Annotated in this window: 22 protein-coding genes; 12 read left to right on the forward strand and 10 right to left on the reverse strand. The window is 44.0% G+C overall.

The features are described from left to right. Positions 1–4: 4 nt before the first annotated feature. From IKN49_04855 to IKN49_04895, 9 genes are all read right to left on the reverse strand, one after another. Positions 5–1,714, reverse strand: coding sequence for a penicillin-binding protein 2 (locus tag IKN49_04855; protein ID MBR3632365.1), 1,710 nt, complete (start codon positions 1,712–1,714; stop codon positions 5–7). Next, positions 1,715–1,969 (reverse strand): cell division protein FtsL, encoded by a 255-nt coding sequence (locus tag IKN49_04860; GenBank protein MBR3632366.1) that lies wholly within the window; start codon positions 1,967–1,969, stop codon positions 1,715–1,717. After that, a complete protein-coding gene (gene rsmH / locus IKN49_04865) occupies positions 1,966–2,850 on the reverse strand; it encodes a 16S rRNA (cytosine(1402)-N(4))-methyltransferase RsmH (protein MBR3632367.1) in 885 nt (294 codons plus the stop codon). The genes IKN49_04860 and rsmH overlap by 4 nt, the downstream gene beginning before the upstream one ends. Beyond that, positions 2,850–4,103 carry a hypothetical protein gene (locus tag IKN49_04870; protein ID MBR3632368.1) on the reverse strand — a complete coding sequence of 418 codons (1,254 nt, stop codon included), beginning with the start codon at positions 4,101–4,103 and terminating at the stop codon, positions 2,850–2,852. The genes rsmH and IKN49_04870 overlap by 1 nt, the downstream gene beginning before the upstream one ends. Beyond that, the gene (gene rsmG, locus IKN49_04875) at positions 4,103–4,735 is read right to left on the reverse strand and encodes a 16S rRNA (guanine(527)-N(7))-methyltransferase RsmG (GenBank protein ID MBR3632369.1); all 633 of its coding nucleotides are present in this window, start codon (positions 4,733–4,735) and stop codon (positions 4,103–4,105) included. Before rsmG ends, IKN49_04870 begins: the two co-directional genes overlap by 1 nt. Then, positions 4,716–6,500, reverse strand: a complete 1,785-nt coding sequence (gene mnmG / locus IKN49_04880; GenBank protein MBR3632370.1) for a tRNA uridine-5-carboxymethylaminomethyl(34) synthesis enzyme MnmG — start codon at positions 6,498–6,500, stop codon at positions 4,716–4,718. Before mnmG ends, rsmG begins: the two co-directional genes overlap by 20 nt. Continuing rightward, positions 6,501–7,859, reverse strand: coding sequence for a tRNA uridine-5-carboxymethylaminomethyl(34) synthesis GTPase MnmE (mnmE, locus tag IKN49_04885; protein ID MBR3632371.1), 1,359 nt, complete (start codon positions 7,857–7,859; stop codon positions 6,501–6,503). A gap of 101 nt (positions 7,860–7,960) precedes the next feature. Continuing rightward, on the reverse strand, positions 7,961–8,875 hold the full coding sequence (era, locus tag IKN49_04890) for a GTPase Era (protein MBR3632372.1): 915 nt from the start codon (positions 8,873–8,875) through the stop codon (positions 7,961–7,963). Between the two features lie 23 nt (positions 8,876–8,898). After that, positions 8,899–9,177 carry a TIGR03905 family TSCPD domain-containing protein gene (locus tag IKN49_04895; GenBank protein MBR3632373.1) on the reverse strand — a complete coding sequence of 93 codons (279 nt, stop codon included), beginning with the start codon at positions 9,175–9,177 and terminating at the stop codon, positions 8,899–8,901. Positions 9,178–9,326: 149 nt separating this feature from the next. On the opposite strand from IKN49_04895, the gene IKN49_04900 reads away from it, so the two are divergent. From IKN49_04900 to ribF, 9 genes are all read left to right on the forward strand, one after another. After that, complete coding sequence (locus tag IKN49_04900) at positions 9,327–10,880, forward strand: hypothetical protein (protein ID MBR3632374.1); 1,554 nt, start codon at positions 9,327–9,329, stop codon at positions 10,878–10,880. A 169-nt stretch (positions 10,881–11,049) separates the two neighbouring features. After that, on the forward strand, positions 11,050–11,508 hold the full coding sequence (locus tag IKN49_04905) for a ribosome maturation factor RimP (GenBank protein ID MBR3632375.1): 459 nt from the start codon (positions 11,050–11,052) through the stop codon (positions 11,506–11,508). A 26-nt stretch (positions 11,509–11,534) separates the two neighbouring features. Further along, positions 11,535–12,896 (forward strand): transcription termination/antitermination protein NusA, encoded by a 1,362-nt coding sequence (locus IKN49_04910; protein ID MBR3632376.1) that lies wholly within the window; start codon positions 11,535–11,537, stop codon positions 12,894–12,896. After that, a complete protein-coding gene (infB, locus tag IKN49_04915; GenBank protein MBR3632377.1) occupies positions 12,880–15,117 on the forward strand; it encodes a translation initiation factor IF-2 in 2,238 nt (745 codons plus the stop codon). The genes IKN49_04910 and infB overlap by 17 nt, the downstream gene beginning before the upstream one ends. Positions 15,118–15,426: 309 nt before the next feature. Continuing rightward, a complete protein-coding gene (locus IKN49_04920; GenBank protein MBR3632378.1) occupies positions 15,427–15,780 on the forward strand; it encodes a DUF190 domain-containing protein in 354 nt (117 codons plus the stop codon). Between the two features lie 59 nt (positions 15,781–15,839). After that, on the forward strand, positions 15,840–16,202 hold the full coding sequence (gene rbfA / locus IKN49_04925; GenBank protein ID MBR3632379.1) for a 30S ribosome-binding factor RbfA: 363 nt from the start codon (positions 15,840–15,842) through the stop codon (positions 16,200–16,202). Then, positions 16,195–17,187, forward strand: coding sequence for a bifunctional oligoribonuclease/PAP phosphatase NrnA (locus IKN49_04930; protein ID MBR3632380.1), 993 nt, complete (start codon positions 16,195–16,197; stop codon positions 17,185–17,187). Before rbfA ends, IKN49_04930 begins: the two co-directional genes overlap by 8 nt. Continuing rightward, on the forward strand, positions 17,177–17,899 hold the full coding sequence (gene truB, locus IKN49_04935) for a tRNA pseudouridine(55) synthase TruB (protein MBR3632381.1): 723 nt from the start codon (positions 17,177–17,179) through the stop codon (positions 17,897–17,899). The genes IKN49_04930 and truB overlap by 11 nt, the downstream gene beginning before the upstream one ends. Continuing rightward, positions 17,896–18,810 (forward strand): riboflavin biosynthesis protein RibF, encoded by a 915-nt coding sequence (gene ribF, locus IKN49_04940; protein MBR3632382.1) that lies wholly within the window; start codon positions 17,896–17,898, stop codon positions 18,808–18,810. Before truB ends, ribF begins: the two co-directional genes overlap by 4 nt. On the opposite strand, the gene IKN49_04945 is transcribed toward ribF, so the two are convergent. Then, positions 18,807–20,174, reverse strand: coding sequence for a hypothetical protein (locus tag IKN49_04945; GenBank protein ID MBR3632383.1), 1,368 nt, complete (start codon positions 20,172–20,174; stop codon positions 18,807–18,809). The genes ribF and IKN49_04945 overlap by 4 nt on opposite strands. 113 nt (positions 20,175–20,287) lie before the next feature. Here IKN49_04945 and IKN49_04950 point away from each other — a divergent pair, with 113 nt between their 5' ends. From IKN49_04950 to IKN49_04960, 3 genes are all read left to right on the forward strand, one after another. Then, entirely contained in the window at positions 20,288–21,640 is a 1,353-nt protein-coding gene (locus IKN49_04950; protein MBR3632384.1) for an acetate kinase, read from the forward strand. Between the two features lie 61 nt (positions 21,641–21,701). Further along, positions 21,702–22,319: a DUF47 domain-containing protein gene (locus tag IKN49_04955; GenBank protein ID MBR3632385.1), complete on the forward strand. Its 618-nt coding sequence runs from the start codon at positions 21,702–21,704 to the stop codon at positions 22,317–22,319. A 1-nt stretch (position 22,320) separates the two neighbouring features. Then, on the forward strand, positions 22,321–23,370 hold the full coding sequence (locus tag IKN49_04960) for an inorganic phosphate transporter (protein MBR3632386.1): 1,050 nt from the start codon (positions 22,321–22,323) through the stop codon (positions 23,368–23,370). The last annotated feature ends 29 nt before the right edge of the window (positions 23,371–23,399 follow it).

Here is a 23,399-nt window from a genome sequence, read left to right on the forward strand (position 1 = left end):
TTCGTTATTTGTTTTGTTTCACTAGTTCTTCCGGCTTGTCCGGTGCAACCGCTTGCATGGATAACAATCCCTCTGCTACTTCCTTAAATACCGGAGCCGCTGCCGTACCACCAAAGGTGTATTTGGCAGGATTATCTAAAATAATCAAAATCGTAAATTGCGGATCTCCAATGGGAGTAAAACCGCAAAATGATACCACGTGTCGCCGCTTGGCATAGCCGCCTTCTTTATCTAATTTTTCTGCCGTTCCGGTTTTGCCGGCCACGCTGTAACCGGGTATTTGAGCTTTTTTACCGGACCCTTCTAATACGACGTGCTCCAACACTTTTTTCATAATTTCAACGGTTTCCGGTTTAATGACACGGCGAATTTTTTGCACTTTGGCTTTAACTTCTTTGCGGCCGTCGGCATATTCAATACGGTCTATTAAATGCGGTTGTAACAGCCAACCGCCGTTGGCAATAGCCGAGTAAGCACTAATCAACTGAATGGGAGTTAAAGAAATACCATAACCGTAACCTTTGGTGGCAGTATCTACCTTCGTCCATTGGTTATAGGGCGGTACATATCCTTTTGATTCCCCGGTAAAATTGATATCTGTTTTAGTGCCAAATCCAAATGCCTTAATATAGTAAAACAAATTTTTGGCCCCTAATTCCAAAGCTATTTTACCGGCCCCGATGTTGGAGGATAAGGCCATAATTTCAGGAATTGTCAATTCCTCTTGTTTATGTTGTTTGTCTTTTACCACCACTCCCCGAGCAATTTCCCAATTGCGACCACTCATGTCAATGGAATCATTAATAGACACTGTACCGGCATCTAAAGCAGCGGTAATGGCAATTGTCTTGAAAGTAGAACCCGGTTCGTAAGTGAATTGAAAAGGTAAGGACTGACCATCTTTTTGCGGATAGGAAGCGGCGGCCAAAATACGTCCGGTTTGGGGCTGTTGTACCACAATAATGCCGTGTTCCGGCTCATAATCTTTAACCGCTTTAGCTAAAGCCGTTTCCGCATAATATTGCGCCAACATATCAATTGTTAAATACAAACTACCCACCGATTTTTCTTCTTTCAAACTGCGATTATAAATCACTTCTCCCCGACGGGCACGCTTAGCGCGGCGTTTACTAATATCCTGACTTAACTCATCATTAAACATCAGTTCTAAGCCGGAAAGTCCTAAATTTTTAGAATTGGCTGCACCCAATAGGTCAATCGCACTATCCCCGTACGGGTGAATGCGCTCATATTCCGGAGTCACTTCTAGTCCTTGACCTAATGTGGTGTGTAATACCGGTGCCAAATTCATATACACATCAGGCTTTATTTTTTTAGCCACGAAGAAAAATTTACTATCCTTGCGGCTCCACTTCCGTTCTAAATCTTTACGTGAAATTCCCAAAGTATTTATCAGAAATTCTTGTGTTTTGGCTGGATCTTTAACATATTTCTTACTGATTCCGCACGAATGAGTTCGCACCGATTCCGCCAAAGAACGGCCTCGCACGTCATAAATTTGACCGCGCAGGCGATCTTCTTTTAAGTAATCGTAAATAGAGCGTTCCGCTTTACTGACAAATTTATCGTGCTGAAAAGTCTGCATATAAAACAAACGCCCCATAATGATGAGCGGTGCCACCAAACAAATGATTCCGCATAGTTTCATGCGGGCTTTGGCATCATACATAAAAGGGGTTTTCTTCTTCAGCATTTATTTATCCAATACCACAACCGATTGCGGCGGTGTACGACGCAATTTTAATTTCTCTTGTGCCAAGGGTTCGATAGTCTGCGGACCGCCCAGACGTGCTTCTTCTAATTTTAGGTACTGATTACGCGCTTCTTTAATTTCCACTTCGTTTTGTAATTTACCAATCGTTCGGCCGGAGCGGGCTACTTCTATGCGCATCATGACAATTCCAAAGGTGATAATACTGATGATAAATACGATTTTGAATAGTTTCATTTTATTTTCTCAATGACTCTTAATTTTGCACTACGTGCACGTGAATTTTGCCGAATTTCTTCATAGGACGGCACAATAACATGTTTATTAACCAGTTGCCATTGGCCACCAGCCACTAACTCTTTGAAACGGCGTTTAACCAAACGGTCTTCCAAAGAATGAAAGGTTAGTACCGCTGCTCTCCCACCCACACCTATCACCTGCGGCAACAAAGAAATCATTTGTTCAACGCATTTTAATTCCTCATTGACCGCAATGCGTAAGGCTTGAAAAGTTTGAGTAGCCGGATGAATTTTCCCGCGTCCGTGCACCACACTCTCTACTAATTTTTTGAGTTGTCCGGTCGTAGTAATCCTTTCTTGCCGGCGGCTGGCCATAATAGCCATAGCAATGGCATGGGCATGAGATTCTTCGCCATATTCTGTCAAAATCCGTTCTAATTCAGCCAAGCCCCACTCATTCACTATTTCTTCTGCCGTTAAGGAAGAATCTAAATCAAAACGCATATCCAGCGGCCCGTCTCGTAACAAACTAAACCCTCTGGCAGGATTATCTAATTGGTAGGAGCTAAGCCCCAAATCAAACAGAGCGCCGTTTACATCCTTCACTCCATACTGATCTAACACTTCCCGTGCTTGCGTATAGGAAGCATGCACCGCGGTCAAGCGATCATCCGCTACATTACGTTTAGCCATTTGCAAGGCTTGCTCATCTTTGTCAAATCCAAATAAACGTGCTTGCGGCCCTAAGTGGCTCAAAAATAATTTACTATGTCCCCCCAGTCCTAAAGTACCGTCCATATATACCCCATTGGGCTGGGTTAATAGAATGGCCGCAATTTCCTTAGCTAAAATAGGAATATGAGTCCATATCTCTTGCATTAAAAATTCCCCTGATATCCATTCGTTGGCACCATCTTCAACTTAGGAATTACCGTATGCTGTTGAGTCTTCTGAGTAGGTTGTGTAACCGGTATAGAAACGGTTTGGGTAGAGGACAAAACCTGATTGGATACGGCACCGCCAGCAGTCTTAGAATTAGAAGCCCCTTTTTTCCCTACCTTTTTAGACAAATCAAACAACCATACATTTTGCAAGACAGATATTTTATTAAAAGGCATACCATAGGCACGATAGAGCGCCTGATATACGGGGGTGCCGTCTTTTAACTCATTACAAAAACGGTAAAACTCGTCGCGGCTATGGCTGTTGAGCAAATAATCCACAATACTATAGGATTCTGTATACCACAGTTCAGCCTGTTGCGTGGTCAAGGAAGAAATATCGTTTGTATTCATCAAGTCTTCCAATTGAATATATTTCCCGGCCAAAATTCGCTGTAACCCGTCGTCTACCCAGCTTGGTTTGCGATTGGTCACATTGATTTGCATATACACGGCCATTCCTTCCGATAACCACAAAGGAGAAACACTAGGTAAGAAATAACCGTCGAAGTACAAATGGGTCAATTCATGTACGGAGAGTTGATAAAAATCTTTCCCTTCCAACACATACATAGTATCCGCTCGTAAATCCGAAGCCGCGCCAGACCAAGACGGACGTTTTGTGAAATCCATGTAGCTGTCTTTATTTCCAAACAGCATAATCAGAACCTTATTGGGTTTCATCACCAATGTAAAGGGTGTCAAATCCAACATCAAATTGCCATGAATATTATCCAATACGGTCTTTAACTTATCGGTTACGGGTTGATCCTGGCGATAAATCAAATAACTGTATGTTTCTGCCGTCATAAACCCCGGCGGTGGCGGAACCCAACGCACTTTATGTTGGGCACTGCTGTCATAGCGGAACATAGAAGGAACTTCCTGCACTTGGCTACCGGCCACAGACAAATCCTTATGCACGCTTTCCAGTCCACTCAACATTTTTTCAAATTCATTCTTGGCATTATCTCGCTCTTGCGGTGTTTCGGGCTCATTAAATAGTTCATCAAATACTTCCTGAGATACCTCATGACGGGTAATTGAGCCATCCTGCGAGGAAGAGGAGTTTTCTGGCACGGCAAGTATTTTACGATACACTGCTTTAACATCTACATTAAAATGGCGCAAAATAGGCGGGGTAATGAGTAAGATTACCAATACCCAAAGCAAAATTTTAATTTGTTTCATTATATCCATGATGAGAATACCGCCAAATATCGTATTTTCATTTCATCCGGTAAGATATATTGTATCGGATTTTGAGCTTGTATGCCTAGACGAGTTACTAAAGCCTCGTTTGCTTGCCCGGGTTGACTTTGATAGGCAGCCAATGTCCCCCCCTTTTTTACACAAGGAGCCAGTAGCGGCAATATATCATTAATCTGTCCCATAGCACGCTCAGTTACTAAATCAAAGCTGCCCGCTGTATCCTGTCCCAAACGGATATTAGAAACTGTCACATTTTTTAACCCCAGTTTCAAGACAGCCCAATTCAAAAAAGTACAGCGTTTTTGCAAACTTTCCACCAAGGTTACTCGCACGTGCGGACAAAGAACCGCCATTGTAATTCCAATATATCCGGCTCCGCTTCCCATATCAGCCGCCAGGCTGTTTGCAGGTAAATGCTTGCATATACCGGCCACGGGGAAAGCATCCGCAATATGACGAGTAAAAATCTCATTTTTATCAGCTACGCTGGTCAAATTCAATACTTCTTTTTTTCCCCAAACCAAATCTACGTATTGGGCCAATATGTCCCATGCCGTATCGGTAATTGTAAGGCCTAGTCCAAGGGCAAAATTATTCAACTTTTGACGCATGTTTAAGTCTCCGATAGCGTTCTATATGGATGGCCAAGAGTTGAATATCAGCCGGTGTAATACCCGGGATACGAGAGGCTTGTCCCAATGTGCGCGGGCGCACCGTTTTCAATTTTTGACTGCTTTCAATTAAAAGACCTTTCACTGCGGCAGGATCAAAACCTTCCGGAATAATAATGTTATCGGCCTGAGCTAATTTTTCAGCATCTTTTTTGTTACGTTCATAGTATCCGGCATATTTTTGATGAACATCTACGTGAAAACGTACCTTCTCAGCAGTCCACGGATATAAACCGTCTTCTTCTACGACGTGATTGCTATTTTCAAGCAGTTTCTCCACTTGTTGGCGATATTTTTCAAAAGCCGGTTGATACTTTTTGTCTAAAGTACCCAACTTAAATCCGTGCGGGCACAGCCGCAAATCCGCATTATCATTACGCAGCAAAATACGATACTCTGCCCGGGAAGTAAACATACGGTATGGTTCATTAACGCCTTTGGTAACCAAATCGTCAATTAATACCCCGATATAGGCTTCATCGCGCCGCAAAACAAAGGGAGCTTTACCCAGCACTTTATGAGCGGCATTGACCCCCGCCATAAACCCTTGTCCGCCGGCTTCTTCATAACCGGTGGTACCATTCATTTGCCCCGCACAAAATAATCCGGGTACAATTTTACTTTCCAAAGAGGGATACAAATCCATCGGATCCGAGAAATCATATTCTACGGCATAACCGGAGCGAGTAATAGTTGCTTTCTCTAGCCCGGGGACAGATTTCAATAGCATTCGTTGTACTTCTTCAGGCAAACTGGTTGAAAAGCCTTGGATATAATACTCTTCGGTATTATTTCCCTCCGGTTCCAAGAAAAGCGGATGGCTTTTAACATCGGGAAATTTTTTAGTTTTATCTTCCACCGAAGGGCAATACCGCGGCCCCATGGCATGGATTTTGCCGCTATACATAGCCGAACGGTGCAAGTTTTCGCGCAAGATTTTATCCGTTTCTTCCGTTGTGCGCGTAATGTAACAGGATAAAAATTTTCGTTTAGCCAAGGCACTGGCATCACTAAAATGCGAAATGGGTTGAAAAGGATTGTCCGATGGTTGCAAACGAAATTGCGAGAAATCAATATAGCGGGCATTAATGCGCATCGGCGTGCCCGTTTTGAAACGAATAATATGCAATCCTAACGCTTTCAAACTATCGGAAAGGCGGTTACTGGGCATATCGTTATAACGACCACCCGGGAACATTTCTTCTCCGATATGAATAGTACCGCCTAAAAAAGTACCCGTGGATAGAATAACTGTTTTTGCGGAATAGAAAGTATTACGTAAAGTTAAGACGCCGTTCACGCCTTGGTCACCGGTGGTAATTTGCACCGCTTCATCTTGCATGATATCCAGATTAGGTTGCAATTCCAAGGTATGTTTGAAGGTGAATTGATAGGTTTTTTTATCGCATTGTACCCGCGGTGAATGTACCGCAGGGCCTTTGCCGGTATTGAGCAAATGATAATGTACGGCAGCTGCATCGGTTACCAATCCCATGGCTCCACCCAAAGCATCTACCTCACGTACAATTTGGCCTTTTGCAATGCCGCCGATTGACGGATTACAAGACATTTGAGCAATGGTATCTAGGCTTTGCGTAAGTAGCAAAGTACGTACTCCGATTTTAGCCGCGGCTAATGCGGCCTCACATCCGGCATGTCCGCCGCCAATTACAATCACATCATATAAATCTGGACAAGTAAACATTTATTTTCCTATGCAAAATTTAGAAAAAATAACATCTAATACATCATCGGGAGTTACCTCCCCCGTTAAATCTTTCAGCGCACGCAAAGCCCCGCGGATATGTTCGGCATAAAGCTCCAATCCGCGTTGATGATTTAATTGCACTAAGGCACTTTCCAATTCCGTTTGCGCCTCTAAAATGGCTTGGTATTGCCGCAAATTGGAAATCAAAATACCCTCTTGGGCTTGGGCAGGTGGCACCTCCACAAATTGCAGCAACTGCTTACGCAGAGTCTCAATTCCTTCTCCGGTTTTGCAGGACACATACACCGTATATTGAGCCCTCCCTTCCAAGGCGCAACGTTCCTGCGATGCCTTATCAGTTTTATTTAATACAAGTACCGTCGGTTTTCCCGTATGCTCTACATTGTCCCACAAGGCCTCTTCCTGAGTCGTTAAAGAACGAGTTAAATCTGTCACGAAGAAAACTACGTCTGCTTTTTCCATGGCTTTTAAGCTGCGTTTCATGCCTTCTTGTTCCGCAGGGTCTAAAGCATGGTCTCGGATGCCCGCTGTATCGGTTAGAATAATTTTTTGACCCTCTATATCCAGGGTTTCTTCTACCGTATCTCGTGTAGTGCCGCTTTGTGCAGACACGATAGCCCGTTCAAATCCTACCAAGGCATTAAGTAAACTGGATTTACCGCAATTGGGAGCCCCTACTAAAGCGACTTTCAATCCTTCCTTAAGCAATCTGCCAACGGAAAAAGTATCTGCCAAACGTCCTAAAAGATTTACTTGTTGGCGTAAGGCTTTCATCACACCTTCTTCATCTAATGGAGACATTTCTTCGTCCACGTCATCTAGGCGTACTTCGATTTGAGCCAATGTTTCCGTCAGAATTTGCTTTGTGTTTTGTAGTTGATTACTCAGTCGCCCGTCTAAAGAAGAAAGGGCTACTTCGTGAGCCGATTTATTGCCCGCCGCGATTAAATCACACAGAGCCTGGGCCTGTATCAAATCCATCTTTCCGTTTAAGAAAGCCCGATAAGTAAATTCCCCCCGCTTGGCCGGCACGGCACCCAAAACACATAACAGTTCAAGTAAACGTCCGCGAATATAAGCAGAACCATGTAGAGAAATTTCCACCACCTCTTCTCCCGTAAAACTACGTGGGGCCGGAAAATAAGTAACCAAGGCCTCATCTAGCAATTTGTTCCCATCATATAGACGGCAAAAAGTTTGCACCCGCGGCAGAAATTCTTTCTTTCCGTTTGTTAATTGCAGCAACAAAGACAGTGCTTTCGGTCCGCTGATGCGCACCAAAGACACTGCACCTTGTCCCGCAGCAGTTGCGGGGGCGCAGATAGTGGTAATCATATTTATTATTTTATAATTTTTTGAGAGGTCTGTGAAGGATTTTTTCCGTACGCGCGCGAAAAATCCCGCCGTTTGGCGGGAGATAATAGAAAATTGTGCGGTTAGCTGTCTTTTTCAATATATCCAAACCGCTCCAAAAAGGAATCTTCGTTACGCCAGTTGGGGCTAACTACTACTTGCAATTCCAAGCGGTAAGGGCGTCCGAGGAATTCTTCAATGCGTTTTTGTGCTTTTTGCCGCAAAGCCGCAATAGCACTGCCGCCTTTGCCAATCAAAATTGGTTTTTGGCTTTCACGTTCCACATGGATAATGGCCCGAATATAATTCTTAGCGCCCAAATTTTCTGTGAATTTTTCTATTTCCACTTGGGTACTGTACGGAATTTCTTTTTGATAAAGTTTGAAAATCTGCTCTCGAATAAATTCAGCCGCATAAAAACGTTCCCAACGGTCTGTCCACTGCCCTGCCGGAAAATAAGCCGGGCTTAGCGGCAAAGCGGATGCAACGGCATTTTTGAGAGCGTCCACCCCTTGTCCGCGCAAAGCACTAATTTCAAATACTTTTTCAATTTTAGGTAATGCCTGTTTAATGCTTTCCTGCAAAGCTGCCAACGCAGTTTTGTCTTTGACAAGATCTGCTTTATTAAGCACCAAATAAACAGGACAATAAGTCGTGGCAATTTTGGCAAATAAATCCTTATGGGCCGGCAAATCCGGCGCAGAAGCATCTATTAACAACAAAATAATATCGGCATCTTCTCCCACCGCTCGATCAACGCAAGAGACCATCGTTTGTTGTAATTTGTAATGAGGGCGTAGGAAACCCGGTGTGTCGACAAATACAATTTGAAAATTTTCCCCCTCGGCAATGGCCAAAATGTTTTGCCGCGTGGTTTGAGGCTTATCAGTCACGGGCGATAGAAGCCCTCCCGCCAGTGCATTAAGCAAAGTGGACTTACCGGCATTAGGTAATCCGGCCAGTACAGCAAAACCACTGTGAAAATTTTCGGAAGACATATATATATTGTACCTGATTTTCCTTATTTAGAAGCGTGTGTTTTTAACGCTTGATGAGCTAGGGCCTGTTCCACCGCTATAGCCAGTTGATCCGCACACGAAGTGCCCTTGCCGCCGCAATCGTTTCCTTTTAATAATTCTACAATACGTTTGGCCTCTGTGCCTTGTAACAGTTTAGCAATGGCCGCCGTATTACCCGGGCAACCGCCATCGAAGCGGATATCATAAATTTTGCCATTTTCTAAAGCAAAAGAAATTCCAGACGGGCAAATACCTTGCGTAGTAAAAGAATAGGTTTGCATAAAAATACTCCTATATAGTTTTTTATATTTTACCATTTAGAAGGGCCTATCTTGCAACATAGGTCCTTTGAACAAGAAAAAATAGGTCTAAATTCCCTTGTAATATTAGGATGGATTAGCTATGATATAGGTATATAAAAGGAGAAAATATGAAAAAACAAATCACAACTGTTTTGCTAGCTATTGCCTTTCTTTCTACTAACTTGTTCGCTATCACACCGCAAGAACAAATAGATGGCGTGGATAAAGAACTTCACAAACAATCTGCTGCACAAGCCCAGGCTGCACAAGAAGATAAAGAAGATGAAGAGGAAGAGGAAAATCAAGCCAGCGGAGAAATAGACTCCATGGTCGATGAGGCTAATCAATCTAATTCTTCCAAATCCGCCTCTGCAAAAGAGAAATCGACTGCGTCACAAGCCAAATCTTCTAAAACCAAAGAAAAACGCCTATCCAAAGAGGAAAAAAGACAAGCTGCCGTCGCACAGAAAGAAAAAGAACTCCAGTGGGAAAAGCTGCGCAATGAATTGGATCATTATGTAGCAGACAGCTATTGGATTACGTGGAAATGGGAAAGTATCGGAGATGTACAAATGGCTCTGGGCATAACCAGATTAGGATTTATTCCTGTTAGACTGGTTACGGCTGTGTTCGGCGCAAGCTCTCTGTCGGACAGTCTGGAAGATTGGATTACAAAGATATTACTTAAAGATCGAGGCAAAAAGTTCTTTGCCCTATCTCCCTCACACAGAATGGAGTCGTTGTATGTCAGAATACAGTACAATGCTTTTAACTTATTGCGGATTTCTACGGATGATTATTTTGATTTAATTGAAGAATATCCGGAAGTTGAATATTTATTTAACGACTTATATACCTTTTTCAAATGGCGCTCTCATTTGCACGGATATTATGCCGAATATGCTGCTACAACCAATAAAGATTTAGCAAAAATTTATGAAACATATTCGGAAGCAACTGATAACAATGAGAGTTTCTACTCCTATCTGCTCAAAAATGCTGACAAAAAAATACTGGCGGAATATTTACAAGCACCTAATGATTATCGGTACAATGAGTATTTCCTTTACAAAATATTTCAAAGAGCAGTGAGAAGAAATTCTTTCTTGGCTTGGGAACAATTGTCCCGTATCGCCAAACAACAAATGTTACAAGCTATTGAGAAAAACGCTACTTTGTTAACGACCCAAACAGCCGAACAAGAAGAAATATCTTTACAGGATTATGCATTTCAGGCGTACAACGCCCTTGAAAAAGGCCGCAAATGGAATGGCTATCAGCGTTACGCTGTGTGGCACAACAATGCTCTTCCTCTGGCTATGAATCCTAGATTAGGAGCCGGTATAGCCCTCAGAAAAGAGATTGAAAAAAAGATGAAAGGGAAATCAAAAGAAAACATTAGAAAAGCCTTTGAAGAAAAGCGGATGGATTATCTCCAGTCTCGCGAAACAAACCCTGTTGATATCCAATGGAAAAAACTGTTGGCAACCCCTGTTGAAGGTCAGAATGGATCCGAACAAAAAGAAGGGCAGACAACCAATCCGTTGAGTAAATATAAACGCATTCCGGACGAAGACGGATATATTGCTACGCCTAAATCCCGGCCGGATCCCATCGCAGATGATTTTACACTGTTAGATGAGATCGCTGAAAAATTAACTAAAAAAGCACTCGAATTATAATTTTGAGTAGATGGATAAAAAGGGCCGCTTAGTAGCGGCCCTTTTTACGGGGTATATGTTTTCCCCTTGAGTCATAATTTGACAAACACGCGCGGTTAATGCTAAGATAAAGTATCTGGAAAAGCGACGTGGTCTCACGTCGCTTTTTACTTAATCAGGCAGGTGTACAATGAAAGATCCTAAAACAATTGAACAAACCGTGGCCGCCGCATTAGCCGGACAAAATGTGGAGTTAGTAGATTTAGTCATTCAAAATCAAGGCCGAAAAAAATTGTTGCAGTTCTTCGTGGACAAAGAAGGCGGTATTACGCTGGACGATTGTTCCGCGCTTACTGACAAAATTGATTCCATTTTAGAAATGGAAAGTTTAATAGATGGGGCTTATATTTTGGAGGTTTCTTCTCCGGGCGTAAAACGCGCTTTGAAAAAACCGGCCCACTTTAAACGTTTTATTAATGAACGTATCCGCGTGGTAGTTAAAACCCCGATTGAAGGCCGCGGATTTTTTACGGGCCAACTGGCCTCTGCCGATGATGAAGGTTTCGTACTCGATGACGGCACCACCCAATTTAATTTTAAGTACACTGACGTTAAAAAAGTCAATTTGGACCCTGTACTTGAATTTTAACACTAGATAAAAGGAGAACACATAAAATGGAAGGAACAGCAAAAGATTTAATTCAAGCCTTGGAAGGTTTGGAAAGAGAAAAAAATATTAAACGTGATGATATTTTGAAAACGATTGAAGACGCCTTAGTTTCTGCTCTGCGCAAAAATTTAGGTAGAACTGCTCAATTGAGTGCTAAAATTGATGTACAAACCGGCTCTATTCAGGCCTTTCAAACATTGAACGTGGTAGAAGCAGTCACCAATCCGGAAACCGAAATTGACGTGGAAGCTGCCAAAGCACATCTTAAAAATCCGAAGGTCGGAGATGTAGTTACGTTGACGCAGGACGTAGAGGATTTTTCTCGTATTGCCGCACAAATTGCCAAACAAGTGCTGATTCAAAAGGTGCGCGGTATTGAACGGGAAAACTTTTACAATGAATTCAAACCTCGCGAAGGCGAAGTGATCACCGGCTCCGTTCGCCGTTTTTCCGATAGAGATTTAATCGTAGATTTAGGCAAAGTAGAGGCTATCTTGCCTTATTGCGAACAGATTAAAAAAGAACACTACACCAACGGTTCCCGTGTAAAAGCTATCATTGCCAAAGTGCTCAATCAAAATGATTTAGCTAACATTGGGGATGATCCTGTACTGAGCCGCTATAAATCAGCTGCTTTCAAAATGGATAAAGGTCAACGTGGACCCTATGTGATTTTATCCCGTGCCAACAGCAAATTTATGGAAGAGCTTTTCAAAGTAGAAGTCCCCGAAATTAGCGAAGGCATCGTGGAAATCAAAGCTATTGAACGCGACCCGGGATTCCGCGCCAAAGTGATTGTGTCTAGCATTGATCACAAAATTGACCCCATCGGTACCTGTGTAGGTATGCGGGGTATTCGTATCCGTGCGGTAATGAATGAACTCTCCGGCGAACGTATTGACTTGATTAATTATTCAGACGAAATCACCACCATGTTGGCTAATTCCATCGCGCCGGCCCGTGCTAACTTTGTCAAAATTCTCAGCATGAGTGAAAAGAAGGCCTTAATCATCGTTCCCGATGATCAGTTGGCTATTGCCATTGGTAAAGATTGGCAAAATATCAAATTAGCTTCCCGCTTGACCGGATGGGAACTCGAAGTAAAGAGCGAAACCCAAAAAGCCAAAGAAGCTGAAGACGCCGCCGCCGCGACTCAGAACACCATTGCTAACATTGAAGGCATCGGCCCGAAAACTGCTGAAATCTTGCAAAAAGCCGGCTACGAATCGGCTGAGCAAATTGCCACCGCAGAAGCGGAACATTTGTCTGCTTTACAAGGAATTGGCGAAAAAACAGCCGCTAAGATCATAGAAAGCGCCAAACAATTTATCGCCGCGCAGGAGCATGCCGATGACCAAGCCAACTAATAAGGAAGAGGAAAAGGCTGCTAAAAAGAAGCCGGCCGCCAAAAAACCGGCTACTAAGAAAACAGCTGTCAAAAAAGAATCTACGGTTAAAAAGACTACCGTTAAAAAAACGGCGGCTGAAAAACCGGCTAAAAAAGAGGCGGACAAGAAACCTGCCGTTAAAAAGGTAGCTGTCAAAAAAACGACCGCGCCCAAAACGATTCCCGCCAAAGAACAATCAAAGCCCGTGGAAACAAAGCCGGCTCCGGTAGAGAAACCTGTTGCGCCCAAACCGCAACCTAAACCGGTAGAAACTCCGGCAGTCAAACCGGCCGCACCTACTCCGGCTCCACAACCGGCTCCTGTTCAAAAGCCTGCTCCGGTTCAGAAACCGGCTCCGGTACAGCAACCTATTGCGCCAAAGCCGCAACCTAAACCTCAGCCTAAACAAGAGGAACCGGCCAAGCCTCAAGGTAAAGTGGTCCGCTTAATCGGTACGGAAACCGTAAAAGATTTAGCGGAAAAAATGAATTTTAAGATTAATGACTTCATCAAAAAGTTAATGATGATGGGCGTGTTCGCCACCATTAATCAACGCTTGGAAAAAGATATGGTGGAACTCATCTGCTCCGAATGTGGTTTTTCCATTGAAACCGCCGAAGCGGAACTGGACGAAGAAACCGTCAACATTATGGAAGCGAAAGATGATCCGGCCAGCTTGAAACCGCGCAGTGCCGTCATTACCATCATGGGTCACGTAGACCACGGTAAGACCTCTCTGTTAGACGCCATTCGCAGTTCTAACGTCGTCGCGGGAGAGGCAGGTGCCATTACACAACATATCGGTGCCTATCGCGTCCGCACTCCAAACGGCGAGTTGACCTTTTTAGACACACCGGGACACGAAGCCTTTACCGCTATGCGTGCCCGCGGAGCTCAAGCAACCGATATTGTGGTACTAGTCGTGTCTGCGACTGACGGCATTATGCCGCAAACTATAGAAGCTATGGAACATGCCAAAGCCGCCGGTGCACCCATTATTGTGGCCGTCAATAAAATTGATTTGCCGGGTGCCAATGTGGACCGTGTCAAACAAGATTTGGCTGCCCGTGGACTGGTGCCGGAAGAATGGCAAGGAAATACCATTTTCGTCGAAATTTCTGCTAAGAAAAAAATCAACATTGATAAACTGCTGGAAATGATTTCTTTGCAGGCAGAAATGATGGAGCTCAAAGCCAATCCGGATCGATTGGGTGTCGGGGTTATTTTGGAAGCTAAACGCGATAATAAACGCGGTGTCGTGGCTACGGTACTTGTACAAAAAGGTACCATGAAAGTGGGAGACCCGTTTATCGTGGGTACCAGCTATGGCCGCATCCGCGCATTAGTAGACGAAAACGGCGGACGATATCAAAAAATCGGCCCCAGTGTGCCGGCTGAAGTATTTGGTATTAACGGTGAGCCGCCACAAGTGGGTGACACCCTCTACATTATGGAGAGCGAAAAAGAAGCTCGCTTTGCCGCTGAGAAACGCAAATTAGCCCAAAAAGAAGACATCAATGCCCGCCGTGCCAAACAAGTATCATTGTTGAATTTGAAAAAAGATGAAAACGATGAAAACACGGTCAAACGTTTGCCGATTGTGCTCAAAGCAGATGTGCAAGGTTCTATCGAGGCTATTAAGGACGCGCTGTTGCGCATTCCGTCGGATGAGGTGGAGCTCGACATCATTTTATCGGCACCGGGCAATGTAAACGAGTCAGACATTCTGCTGGCTAAGGCCAGTAATGCTGTGGTGATTTGTTTCCATGTTGACGTGGAACATAAGGCCGAAGAAGAAGCTGAGCGCGAAGGCATTGAAATCCGCAAATACACGATTATCTTTGAACTCTTAGAAGATATCAAAGCCGCCATGGAAGGTTTGCTTGAACCGGATGTGGTGGAAGTATCTTTAGGAAAAGCCACCATTAAAAAGGTCATGCGCTTAAGCTCCGGCATTATTTCCGGCTCTTTAGTAGAAGAAGGGAAAATGGTACGCGGCGGCGAAGTAAAAGTGCTGCGCAACGGAGAAGAAGTAGGCCATGGTAAAATCGGTGGGCTCAAACGCTTCAAAGACGACGTCAAAGAAGTGGAAAAGGGCTTTGAATGCGGTATTTTAGTCGAGGGCTTCAAAGCTGTACAAGAGGGCGATATCATTGAGTGCATTAAGCATGAAAATGTCACCCGCCGCATTAAAATGTAAGGTTTACAAACCCGCTGAAAACCCCGAAGCGTAAGCGACGGGGTTTTCTTATGCGCCCGAGGTAGAGGGCTTCAAAGCCGTACAAGAGGGCGATATCATTGAGTGCATCAAACACGAAAACGTTACCCGAAGAATTAAGATGTAAGAATTAGGACATCACAAAAAAACCCCGAGGCACGAACCTCGGGGTTTTTACAATCTAATCTATCGAGTTTCTTGCCTTGATTTCCTACCGGAAAGTGATTATAATAAAAGTAGGAGCAACACGATTTTAAACACGTCCAAAAAGTTCTATACAAGGGGGCTGTTATGCAACCGAAAAAACTCAAACAGTTACGCATTTTTGTCAGTAGTACCGACGTGGTGGACCATCATTTACTTTATGAAGGCATCATTCGCCGCGCCAAAAAATACGGCCTGGAAGGGGCCACCGCCATTAAAGGCCGCATGGGATATGGCATCAGCAGTGAACTGCATAATGAACGCTTTTTTGAACTGATGGAAAAATTCCCTGTGGTGGTGGTGATGATTGATCAACCGGCAAAAATAGAAGGCTTTTTGAAAGAACTGCTTCCTTGGCTTGAATCGCAGCCGAAAGGATGTTTGGTCACCACACAAGATGTAGATGTGTATCTGGCTAAAAAGGGCGATTCCAAAAAATAATTTTCCCCCCGCTTCGGCGGGGTTTTTATTGCCCTAGTCTAAAATGCTATAATGACTGTATGATAGACAGAATTAAACGTTTGGAAGCCCTGTTTTTACAGGAAATTAATACGCAGATTACTAAAATGACTGCGGCGGGCAGTTTTGGCGGATTTGTCACCATTACGGCGGTACGCGTGACCAAAGATTTGGCTACCGCAAAAGTATATTTCTCCGTCTTTGGAAGTCCGGAAGATAAAAAGAAAACGCAAGAACAATTGTCTCTTTTGCGTAAAGAATTAGGGGGCTTGTTACGCCACCGTTTGCATCTAAAACGAATTCCGTCTTTCAGCTTTGAATACGATGACACGCCTGAACAGGCCAGTCGGGTAGAAAGCATTTTTAGAATCATTGAAAAAGAGAAAGAGCAAGACCATGAATAGCGAAAAATCATTTGAGCAGGTATGGAAGGCTATTTTGGAAGGGCAGAACTTCTTCGTCGCCGGACACTTAAATCCGGACGGAGATTCTTTGGGTTGTACGCTGACGGTATGCTCTTTATTAGAGCGCTTGGGTAAAACGGCCTATGCCTATGCTTCCCCCGCCATTGGAACCGATTTGTTATTCTTGCCCGGACTAGAAAAAATTCACTTAAGCGAACTTCCGCAAAAACCTCAATTTGATACTGTTATTTTACTGGAATGTTCGGATCGTAAACGCGGCGGTGATTTGGAAAGTGTATTAAAAAATGCCAAAACCTTAATTAACATTGACCATCACTTGGTCAGTGATGCTTACGGCCACGTCAATCATATTGATTCCACGGCTTCGTCGACTGCGGAAATTATTTTTCAACTCTTTGAAGCATCCCCGGACAATTTATTACCTACGCCGGAAGAGGCCACTTGTCTTTATACCGGTCTGGTTACCGATACCGGCCGCTTTTTGCATACAAACACTACCGCAGAAGCATTGCGTGTGGCATCGGCTTTGGTGGCACTGGGAGCCGATGTAAATAAAATCAATCAAGTTATTTACTTTACCAAATCTTACACCGAACTCAAATTATTGGGCCGCGCGTTGGAAAAAATGCAATTGCGGTTTCAAAAGAAATACAGTGAAATTGTACTCACGCTGGCTGATTTTGAACCACTCAATGCAGTTCCTTCCCAAACACAAGGAATTGTGAGCCAGCCCACGATGATTCCGGGCGTAGAAGTATCTGCCTTGATTAAAGAAGAGCCGGATAAAGTATCCGTTAATTTACGCTCTCGCAATAAAATCGACGTCAGTGCCATTGCCCAAAAGTTCGGCGGCGGCGGCCATGCTCGTGCGGCCGGCTTCAAAATAATTGGCAAACCGGTCCAAGTTGTAGCCGATGAACTGGCAAAAGTCGTGCAAGAAATTTTACTGTCTCATGGACAATAAAACAGCCTCTATATCCTCTGTTAAAAGTGGACTTTTACTGCTGGATAAACCCCAAAACTTTACTTCCAATGACATGGTGGCTATTGCGCGCCGTGTCTTGCGTACCAAATGTATCGGTCACAGTGGAACTCTAGATCCTATGGCTACCGGTTTGCTGATTTTACTGGTGGAACGGCAAGCTACACGACTACAAAATCAATTTTTACAATTAGATAAGGTTTATCAAGCCACCTTAAAATTGGGCATAGATACGGATACTTGGGACGCACAAGGAACACCTCTAAATAGTGCCCCCATTCCTTCCATAAGTATCGCTGATATTGAACAGACTGCACAGACACTTACCGGTACCGTGCGTCAACAAATCCCCCCTTTTAGCGCCAAGAAAATAAACGGCCAAAAAATGTATGACCTGGCTCGGAACGGGCAACCCGTATCAGACCGCTACAATGAAATTAAAATTTTTTCTTGGCAAGATTTTATATGGGATGGAAAAGACCAGCTGTCCTTTACTTTGCATTGCTCGTGCGGTACCTATGTACGTTCTGTAGCGCGTATGTTGGCCCAAACCTTGGGAACGACCGGTCACTTGACGCAACTGCGACGGCTTAGCATCGGTCCTTTCCACGTGCAAAATTCTTTTGATGGCAGTAAATTAAAAACAGTTTCTCACGCAGAAATAGTACAATGGTTACAGGAGCCGCAGTTATGAGAGCCAAACACATTATAACCATCGGAACTTTTGACGGAGTACATTGGGGACACCGCGCTTTGTTTAATCGCTTAGAACAAGCGGCTATACGCTACCAATTAAAACCCTTGGTACTTTATTTTCCTTATCCGCCCAAAACATTTTTATCCGATGCTCCGGCCATGACTGTGCTTTCTACCCCACCGGAAAAAAAATCTCTGCTAAAAAAATATTTATCCGGCATAACTTGTGAGGAGCTCAATTTCCAATTATATCGGGAGTATTCCCCAGAACAGTTTTTTAAGAAAGTATTATTGGAAAAATATCACTGCGCAGCCTTGCTGGCAGGGCCAGATTTCGCTTTCGGTAAAAACCGTCAAGGAAATGATACTTGGTTGGCCCACAAATGTGAGCAAGCCGGTATAAACTTTGAGATAATGCCATTTTATGATGGCCCTCACGGAGAAAAAATATCCTCTTCACTGATCCGCAAAACATTAGCATCAGGCGACATTTCCACCGCAAGCGGACTATTAGGCCGTCCCTACACCGCAGAGGGAAGAATTATTACCGGACACAAACTTGGACGCCAATTAGGTTTCCCGACTGCTAATTTAGATATTAATTTTTATAAATTATTGCCGCTGGGGGTTTATGCGGTCAAGGTTAAATTAGGCAAAAAAATATATCGCGGAGTGTGTAATATCGGTTTTCGCCCGACCGTTAATACCCTTGCCACTCCTCTGACCGAAGTACATATTTTAGATTTTAATCAATCTATTTATGGTCGCCGCTTGGAAATCACATTTATAGACAAAATCCGCGGCGAAGTAAAATTTGACGGATTAGAAGCCCTCAAAGCTCAATTAACCCGCGACAAACAAGCCGCCCAATCACTAATTCCGGACGCCTTATTAAACGCCACGTATTAAGATCCTTTCTTCTCAGCGGCTTCTACCTGCGGTTTGTATAAAACATCATAATAACTACGATTATCTTGCGGTTCTGTAGCTGCTGCCGAATAGTCCGTATAAGTGGTGGGTACGTGAATAGTAGAAATTCCTTCCACCCGTCGGATTAGATTATTACCGGAATCGGTAATATACAACATATCCCGCGGCGTAATGGTTATCCCGCTGGGATAGGCCAGCTTGGCATCCCAAGCATTTATATCTTCCCCATTATAACCGCGCCGGCCGTTACCGACTACCGTTTCAATGCGGGTTTGTCTGCGTTCAAAATCAATGCTAATACGGCGGATACGTTGATTGTCTGTATCGGACACATAAATACGTCCTTTACTGTCCATGGCCAGTCCTGTCGGATGATTAAATCGAGCATCTACACTCCGGCCGGTGTTATCCCCCATATAACCGCGTTTTCCGTCGCCAGCTATTGTAAAAATACGTTGACTGCGGTGTTCTACCACGCGAATTTTATTATTACCGGTATCAGAAATAAATAAATTTCCTTGCTTATCAAATGCAATATCCGTAGGATAGTATAATCGTGCATTGACTGCCAGCCCCGAATCACCGGAATCGCCGGGTTCTCCATTTCCTACCACCGTAATCAGTTTACCGGTATTACGGTCAATTTTACGGATACGGTGGTTATCCGTGTCGGAAATATATAATTCTCCGGCTGGGCTGATTGCCACGGCCGAAGGTCCATTCAAACTGCTGGCAATTGCTTGAGCACCTTCCCCTTCATATCCAGCCCGGCCGTTACCGGCTACCGTGTAAATATAACCGCGCGGAATATGAAAAGAAGCCACTTCTTCGTCAGACATATCATCCGGCGTAGCAATTTGTGCAAATGCCCAACGCTTCATAGGATCATTATCTTGCAAAACCATATCCGGATAATTTTTGAGCGTAATCATCCGAACGCGGTGATGGCCGGCATCAGCTACAAACAAAAAGCCATGTTCTTCGTCTATGGCTAAGCCGGAAGGGCCTCTCAAAGAGGTCATGTCTGCATTGCCGCCATCACTAAAAAAATCAATCCGTCCATTACCGGCAATCGTCTCAATATAGCCACTACGCGCATCTACCCGCCGAATGCGGTGATTATTTGTATCGGCAATATAAATGTTGTGAAAGCGGTCCACGGCTATGCCGGACGGGTTAGCCAAACGTGCACGCAAGGCATCTTCTTTATCACCGGAGAATGCCCGTTTGCCCGGCATACCGGCTATATTTTTAATAAAACCTTTACCGGCTAGCGGCACCGGTTGAGCATGGGATATAGTTAAAAAAGTAGTAATGATTAGTAGTGTAATTAATTTTTTCATATTCGCTCCTTTATAACATCTTAACAAAAAAAATTCCCTATCGCCAAGTTTATCTGTAATTTGTTACAATAGAATAGAAGTCTTAGGCTTTACTTTTCAACACAGAGGAAACAATGATTATACTTTTCTTAAATTGCGGTAGTTCTTCCGTCAAGTATAGCGTGTACGATTGGGATAAAAAACGCAGCTTGGCAGCCGGTGGCGTAGAACGCATCGGTATTGCAGGTTCTTTTATCACACACGAACGCCCGGGTTATCCCCCCTATGAATTAAAACAAGATTGCAAAAATCATAAAGATGCCATCAACTTGGTAATCAATACGTTGACAAGCAAGGAACAAGGTGTCATCGAAAACATTAACATGATTGCCGCGGTAGGCCATCGTATCGTGCATGGCGGTAAATTTACTAAATCTGTAGTAGCTACTAAAGAAGTAGTCGATGAATTGAGAAACATCTCTGACTTAGCTCCTTTACACAATCCTGCCCATATCATGGGTATTGAAGCAGCTCAATCCATTTTACCGGATGTCATGCACGTGTGTATCATGGACACCGCTTTCCATCAAACCATGCCGGATTATGCGTATATGTACGCTTTGCCGAGAGAATGGTACACGGATTATTCCATGCGCCGCTTTGGTGCCCACGGCTCTTCCGTTTTATATTGTTCCCGTCGGGCGGCAGTATTGTTAGGCAAAGAAGTAGATGAAGTCAACAGTATTGTATGCCACATCGGAAATGGGGCCAGTTGTACCGCTGTAAAAAATGGTCAATGTTATGATACCAGCATGGGTCTTACCCCGCTAGAAGGTTTAATTATGGGTACCCGCAGCGGTGATATTGATCCTTCCATTTGTTTCCATATGATGAAGAAACTCAATATGGCGCCGGAAGAAATGTACCGCATTCTAAACCGTGAAAGTGGTGTGAAGGCCATTACGGGCGGACGTTTTGCAGATAGACGCGATATTGTCAATCATGCTCAAGAAGGCGACGAACTATGCAGGTTGGCCATTGCCATGGAAAGCTACCGCATTAAGAAATATATCGGTTCTTACATGGCTGCACTGGGTCACGTAGATGCCATTGTGTTCACGGCCGGCGCCGGAGAAAGAAGCCCGTCTATCCGGGCCAAAGCGTTGGAAGGCCTTGAAAATTACGGCATCCGCATCGATTTAGAGAAAAACAAAGATGCGGTAACCAAAAATGCCGAAAGTTGCATTTCCACGCCGGATTCTAAAGTAAAAGTATTTGTTATTCCGACGGATGAAGAAATTGTAGGTGTGCAAGACATTGTGGCACTCAAAGCCGGAACCTATGACGTATATACCAAATTCCGTTATATTTTCCAGGAAAAAGACTACCGCAACAGCTTGCGTGATGAAGCGTTTATGGAAGAGGTTAAGAAAAAACCGTTCTTGTTAAACGCTGCTGTTAATTTGCCGGAAGGTATGAAGAAGTGATTTTTCCCCCGCGTGTCATTTTGGCCGCGGGGTTTTTTATAAAACCCAATGGAGGAAAAAAATGTTAATTCCCAAAGAAGTAAAGTTTTTTGATTTGTTTGACAAACAGGCTGAAAATTTAGTCATCGCAGCTGATTTGTATAAAAAACTGACTGATGAAAATGCTTTCACCGCCGAAAATGTGCGTGCCATGCATGAAAGAGAACACTATGGAGATGAATTGGCTCACACCATTCTCAACACGTTGAACGAAACTTTCATTACTCCTTTCGACCGTGAAGATATCATGGCTTTGGCCAATCATATGGATGATATTGTAGACGGTATTTACATGATTACCAATCGGTTTGCCTTGTACAAAATCAAACAACCGTCCGAAGCCTTCAAAAAGTTGGCCGATATCTTGGCTCGTTCTACCAAAGCATTACAAAAAGCGGTCGGCGCGCTACGCAACAAAAAACTGATGAAAGAAACCTTGGTGCAATGCGTAGAAATCAACCGCTTGGAAAACGAAGCTGACGTCGTACGCGATGAAGCTATTTCCGATTTGTTTGAAAATGAAAAAGATCCTATTATGATCATCAAACAAAAAGAATTGTATGAAGAAGCGGAAAATGTGGCCGATTATTGCGAACATACGGCTAATGTTGTAGAGTCTATTTTAGTGAAGAACAACTAATATGACTTGGATTATTTTTCTGGTTGTACTAGCGTTGTTTTTTGACTACTTAAACGGATTTCACGACGCGGCAAACTCCGTCTCTACCGTTATCTCTACGCGGGTACTTTCGCCTCGTATTGCGGTCATTTGGGCGGCGTTTTTCAACTTCATCGCGTTTCTGGTGTTTCACACCGGGGTCGCCATGACCGTCGGAAGCGGTATCGTAGATATTAATATCGTAGATACCAACCTCGTCTTTGGTGCGCTGTGTGGCGCGTGTGCGTGGAATTTAATCACGTGGTGGTTCGGACTTCCCTCCAGTTCTTCTCACGCCTTAATCGGCGGACTAATTGGGGCGGGGCTGATGAAGGCCGGCGTCAAAGCGCTGGTGGCCAGCGGTATTTTTAAGACGATTTTGTTCATCTTTGTTTCTCCGTTACTGGGTTTCCTGCTTGCAGGATTTATCGGCACGGTGGTATTTAATGCATTTCGCCGCGTTAACCCTTACAAAGTAGACAAAATCTTCCGCAAATTGGAGCTGCTCTCCGCCTCCGCTTACAGTTTATCCTACGGCGGTAACGATGCCCAAAAAACAATGGGTATTATCAGCATGTTACTCTTAGGCGGTGTAGCCAGTGCGCAAGCGGCGCCTATTCGTGACTTTTTACTTTCGTATGAAGAACTGCAAAAAGTATCCCAAGGGGAATTTATTATTCCACTTAGTGTGGTGCTTTTGTGTCAAGGCGCAATTGCTTTAGGAACGCTTTCCGGCGGATGGCGTATTGTGAAAACAATGGGGCAAAAGATTACCCGTTTACGCCCGGTAGATGCTTTCTGCGCAGAATCCGGCTCTGCTATCTCCATTTTGACAGCTTCGTTCCTCGGAGTACCTGTCAGCACCACCCACACCATTACGGGCGCCATTGTAGGCATTGGCTCGTTACGTCGTTTATCCAGCGTGCATTGGAGCGTAGCCAACCGCATTGTATGGGCATGGTTCATTACCATTCCGGCCTCTGCACTTATTGCCGCGGCGGCCTATCAACTGAAAGTCTTAATTTTCAGATAAAAAATATCTTTGATTTTTTCCCCCTGCCT

It is taken from the genome of Elusimicrobiaceae bacterium (assembly GCA_017528825.1).
GTDB lineage: Bacteria > Elusimicrobiota > Elusimicrobia > Elusimicrobiales > Elusimicrobiaceae > Avelusimicrobium.

Excerpts from the sequence above, each read along its gene's own strand:
- IKN49_04855 (MBR3632365.1), bottom strand. The coding sequence starts at position 1,714 with ATGCTGAAGAAGAAAACCCCTTTTATGTATGATGCCAAAGCCCGCATG.
- IKN49_04860 (MBR3632366.1), bottom strand. The coding sequence starts at position 1,969 with ATGAAACTATTCAAAATCGTATTTATCATCAGTATTATCACCTTTGGA.
- rsmH (MBR3632367.1), bottom strand. The coding sequence starts at position 2,850 with ATGCAAGAGATATGGACTCATATTCCTATTTTAGCTAAGGAAATTGCG.
- IKN49_04870 (MBR3632368.1), bottom strand. The coding sequence starts at position 4,103 with ATGAAACAAATTAAAATTTTGCTTTGGGTATTGGTAATCTTACTCATT.
- rsmG (MBR3632369.1), bottom strand. The coding sequence starts at position 4,735 with ATGCGTCAAAAGTTGAATAATTTTGCCCTTGGACTAGGCCTTACAATT.
- mnmG (MBR3632370.1), bottom strand. The coding sequence starts at position 6,500 with ATGTTTACTTGTCCAGATTTATATGATGTGATTGTAATTGGCGGCGGA.
- mnmE (MBR3632371.1), bottom strand. The coding sequence starts at position 7,859 with ATGATTACCACTATCTGCGCCCCCGCAACTGCTGCGGGACAAGGTGCA.
- era (MBR3632372.1), bottom strand. The coding sequence starts at position 8,875 with ATGTCTTCCGAAAATTTTCACAGTGGTTTTGCTGTACTGGCCGGATTA.
- IKN49_04895 (MBR3632373.1), bottom strand. The coding sequence starts at position 9,177 with ATGCAAACCTATTCTTTTACTACGCAAGGTATTTGCCCGTCTGGAATT.
- IKN49_04900 (MBR3632374.1), top strand. The coding sequence starts at position 9,327 with ATGAAAAAACAAATCACAACTGTTTTGCTAGCTATTGCCTTTCTTTCT.
- IKN49_04905 (MBR3632375.1), top strand. The coding sequence starts at position 11,050 with ATGAAAGATCCTAAAACAATTGAACAAACCGTGGCCGCCGCATTAGCC.
- IKN49_04910 (MBR3632376.1), top strand. The coding sequence starts at position 11,535 with ATGGAAGGAACAGCAAAAGATTTAATTCAAGCCTTGGAAGGTTTGGAA.
- infB (MBR3632377.1), top strand. The coding sequence starts at position 12,880 with ATGACCAAGCCAACTAATAAGGAAGAGGAAAAGGCTGCTAAAAAGAAG.
- IKN49_04920 (MBR3632378.1), top strand. The coding sequence starts at position 15,427 with ATGCAACCGAAAAAACTCAAACAGTTACGCATTTTTGTCAGTAGTACC.
- rbfA (MBR3632379.1), top strand. The coding sequence starts at position 15,840 with ATGATAGACAGAATTAAACGTTTGGAAGCCCTGTTTTTACAGGAAATT.
- IKN49_04930 (MBR3632380.1), top strand. The coding sequence starts at position 16,195 with ATGAATAGCGAAAAATCATTTGAGCAGGTATGGAAGGCTATTTTGGAA.
- truB (MBR3632381.1), top strand. The coding sequence starts at position 17,177 with ATGGACAATAAAACAGCCTCTATATCCTCTGTTAAAAGTGGACTTTTA.
- ribF (MBR3632382.1), top strand. The coding sequence starts at position 17,896 with ATGAGAGCCAAACACATTATAACCATCGGAACTTTTGACGGAGTACAT.
- IKN49_04945 (MBR3632383.1), bottom strand. The coding sequence starts at position 20,174 with ATGAAAAAATTAATTACACTACTAATCATTACTACTTTTTTAACTATA.
- IKN49_04950 (MBR3632384.1), top strand. The coding sequence starts at position 20,288 with ATGATTATACTTTTCTTAAATTGCGGTAGTTCTTCCGTCAAGTATAGC.
- IKN49_04955 (MBR3632385.1), top strand. The coding sequence starts at position 21,702 with ATGTTAATTCCCAAAGAAGTAAAGTTTTTTGATTTGTTTGACAAACAG.
- IKN49_04960 (MBR3632386.1), top strand. The coding sequence starts at position 22,321 with ATGACTTGGATTATTTTTCTGGTTGTACTAGCGTTGTTTTTTGACTAC.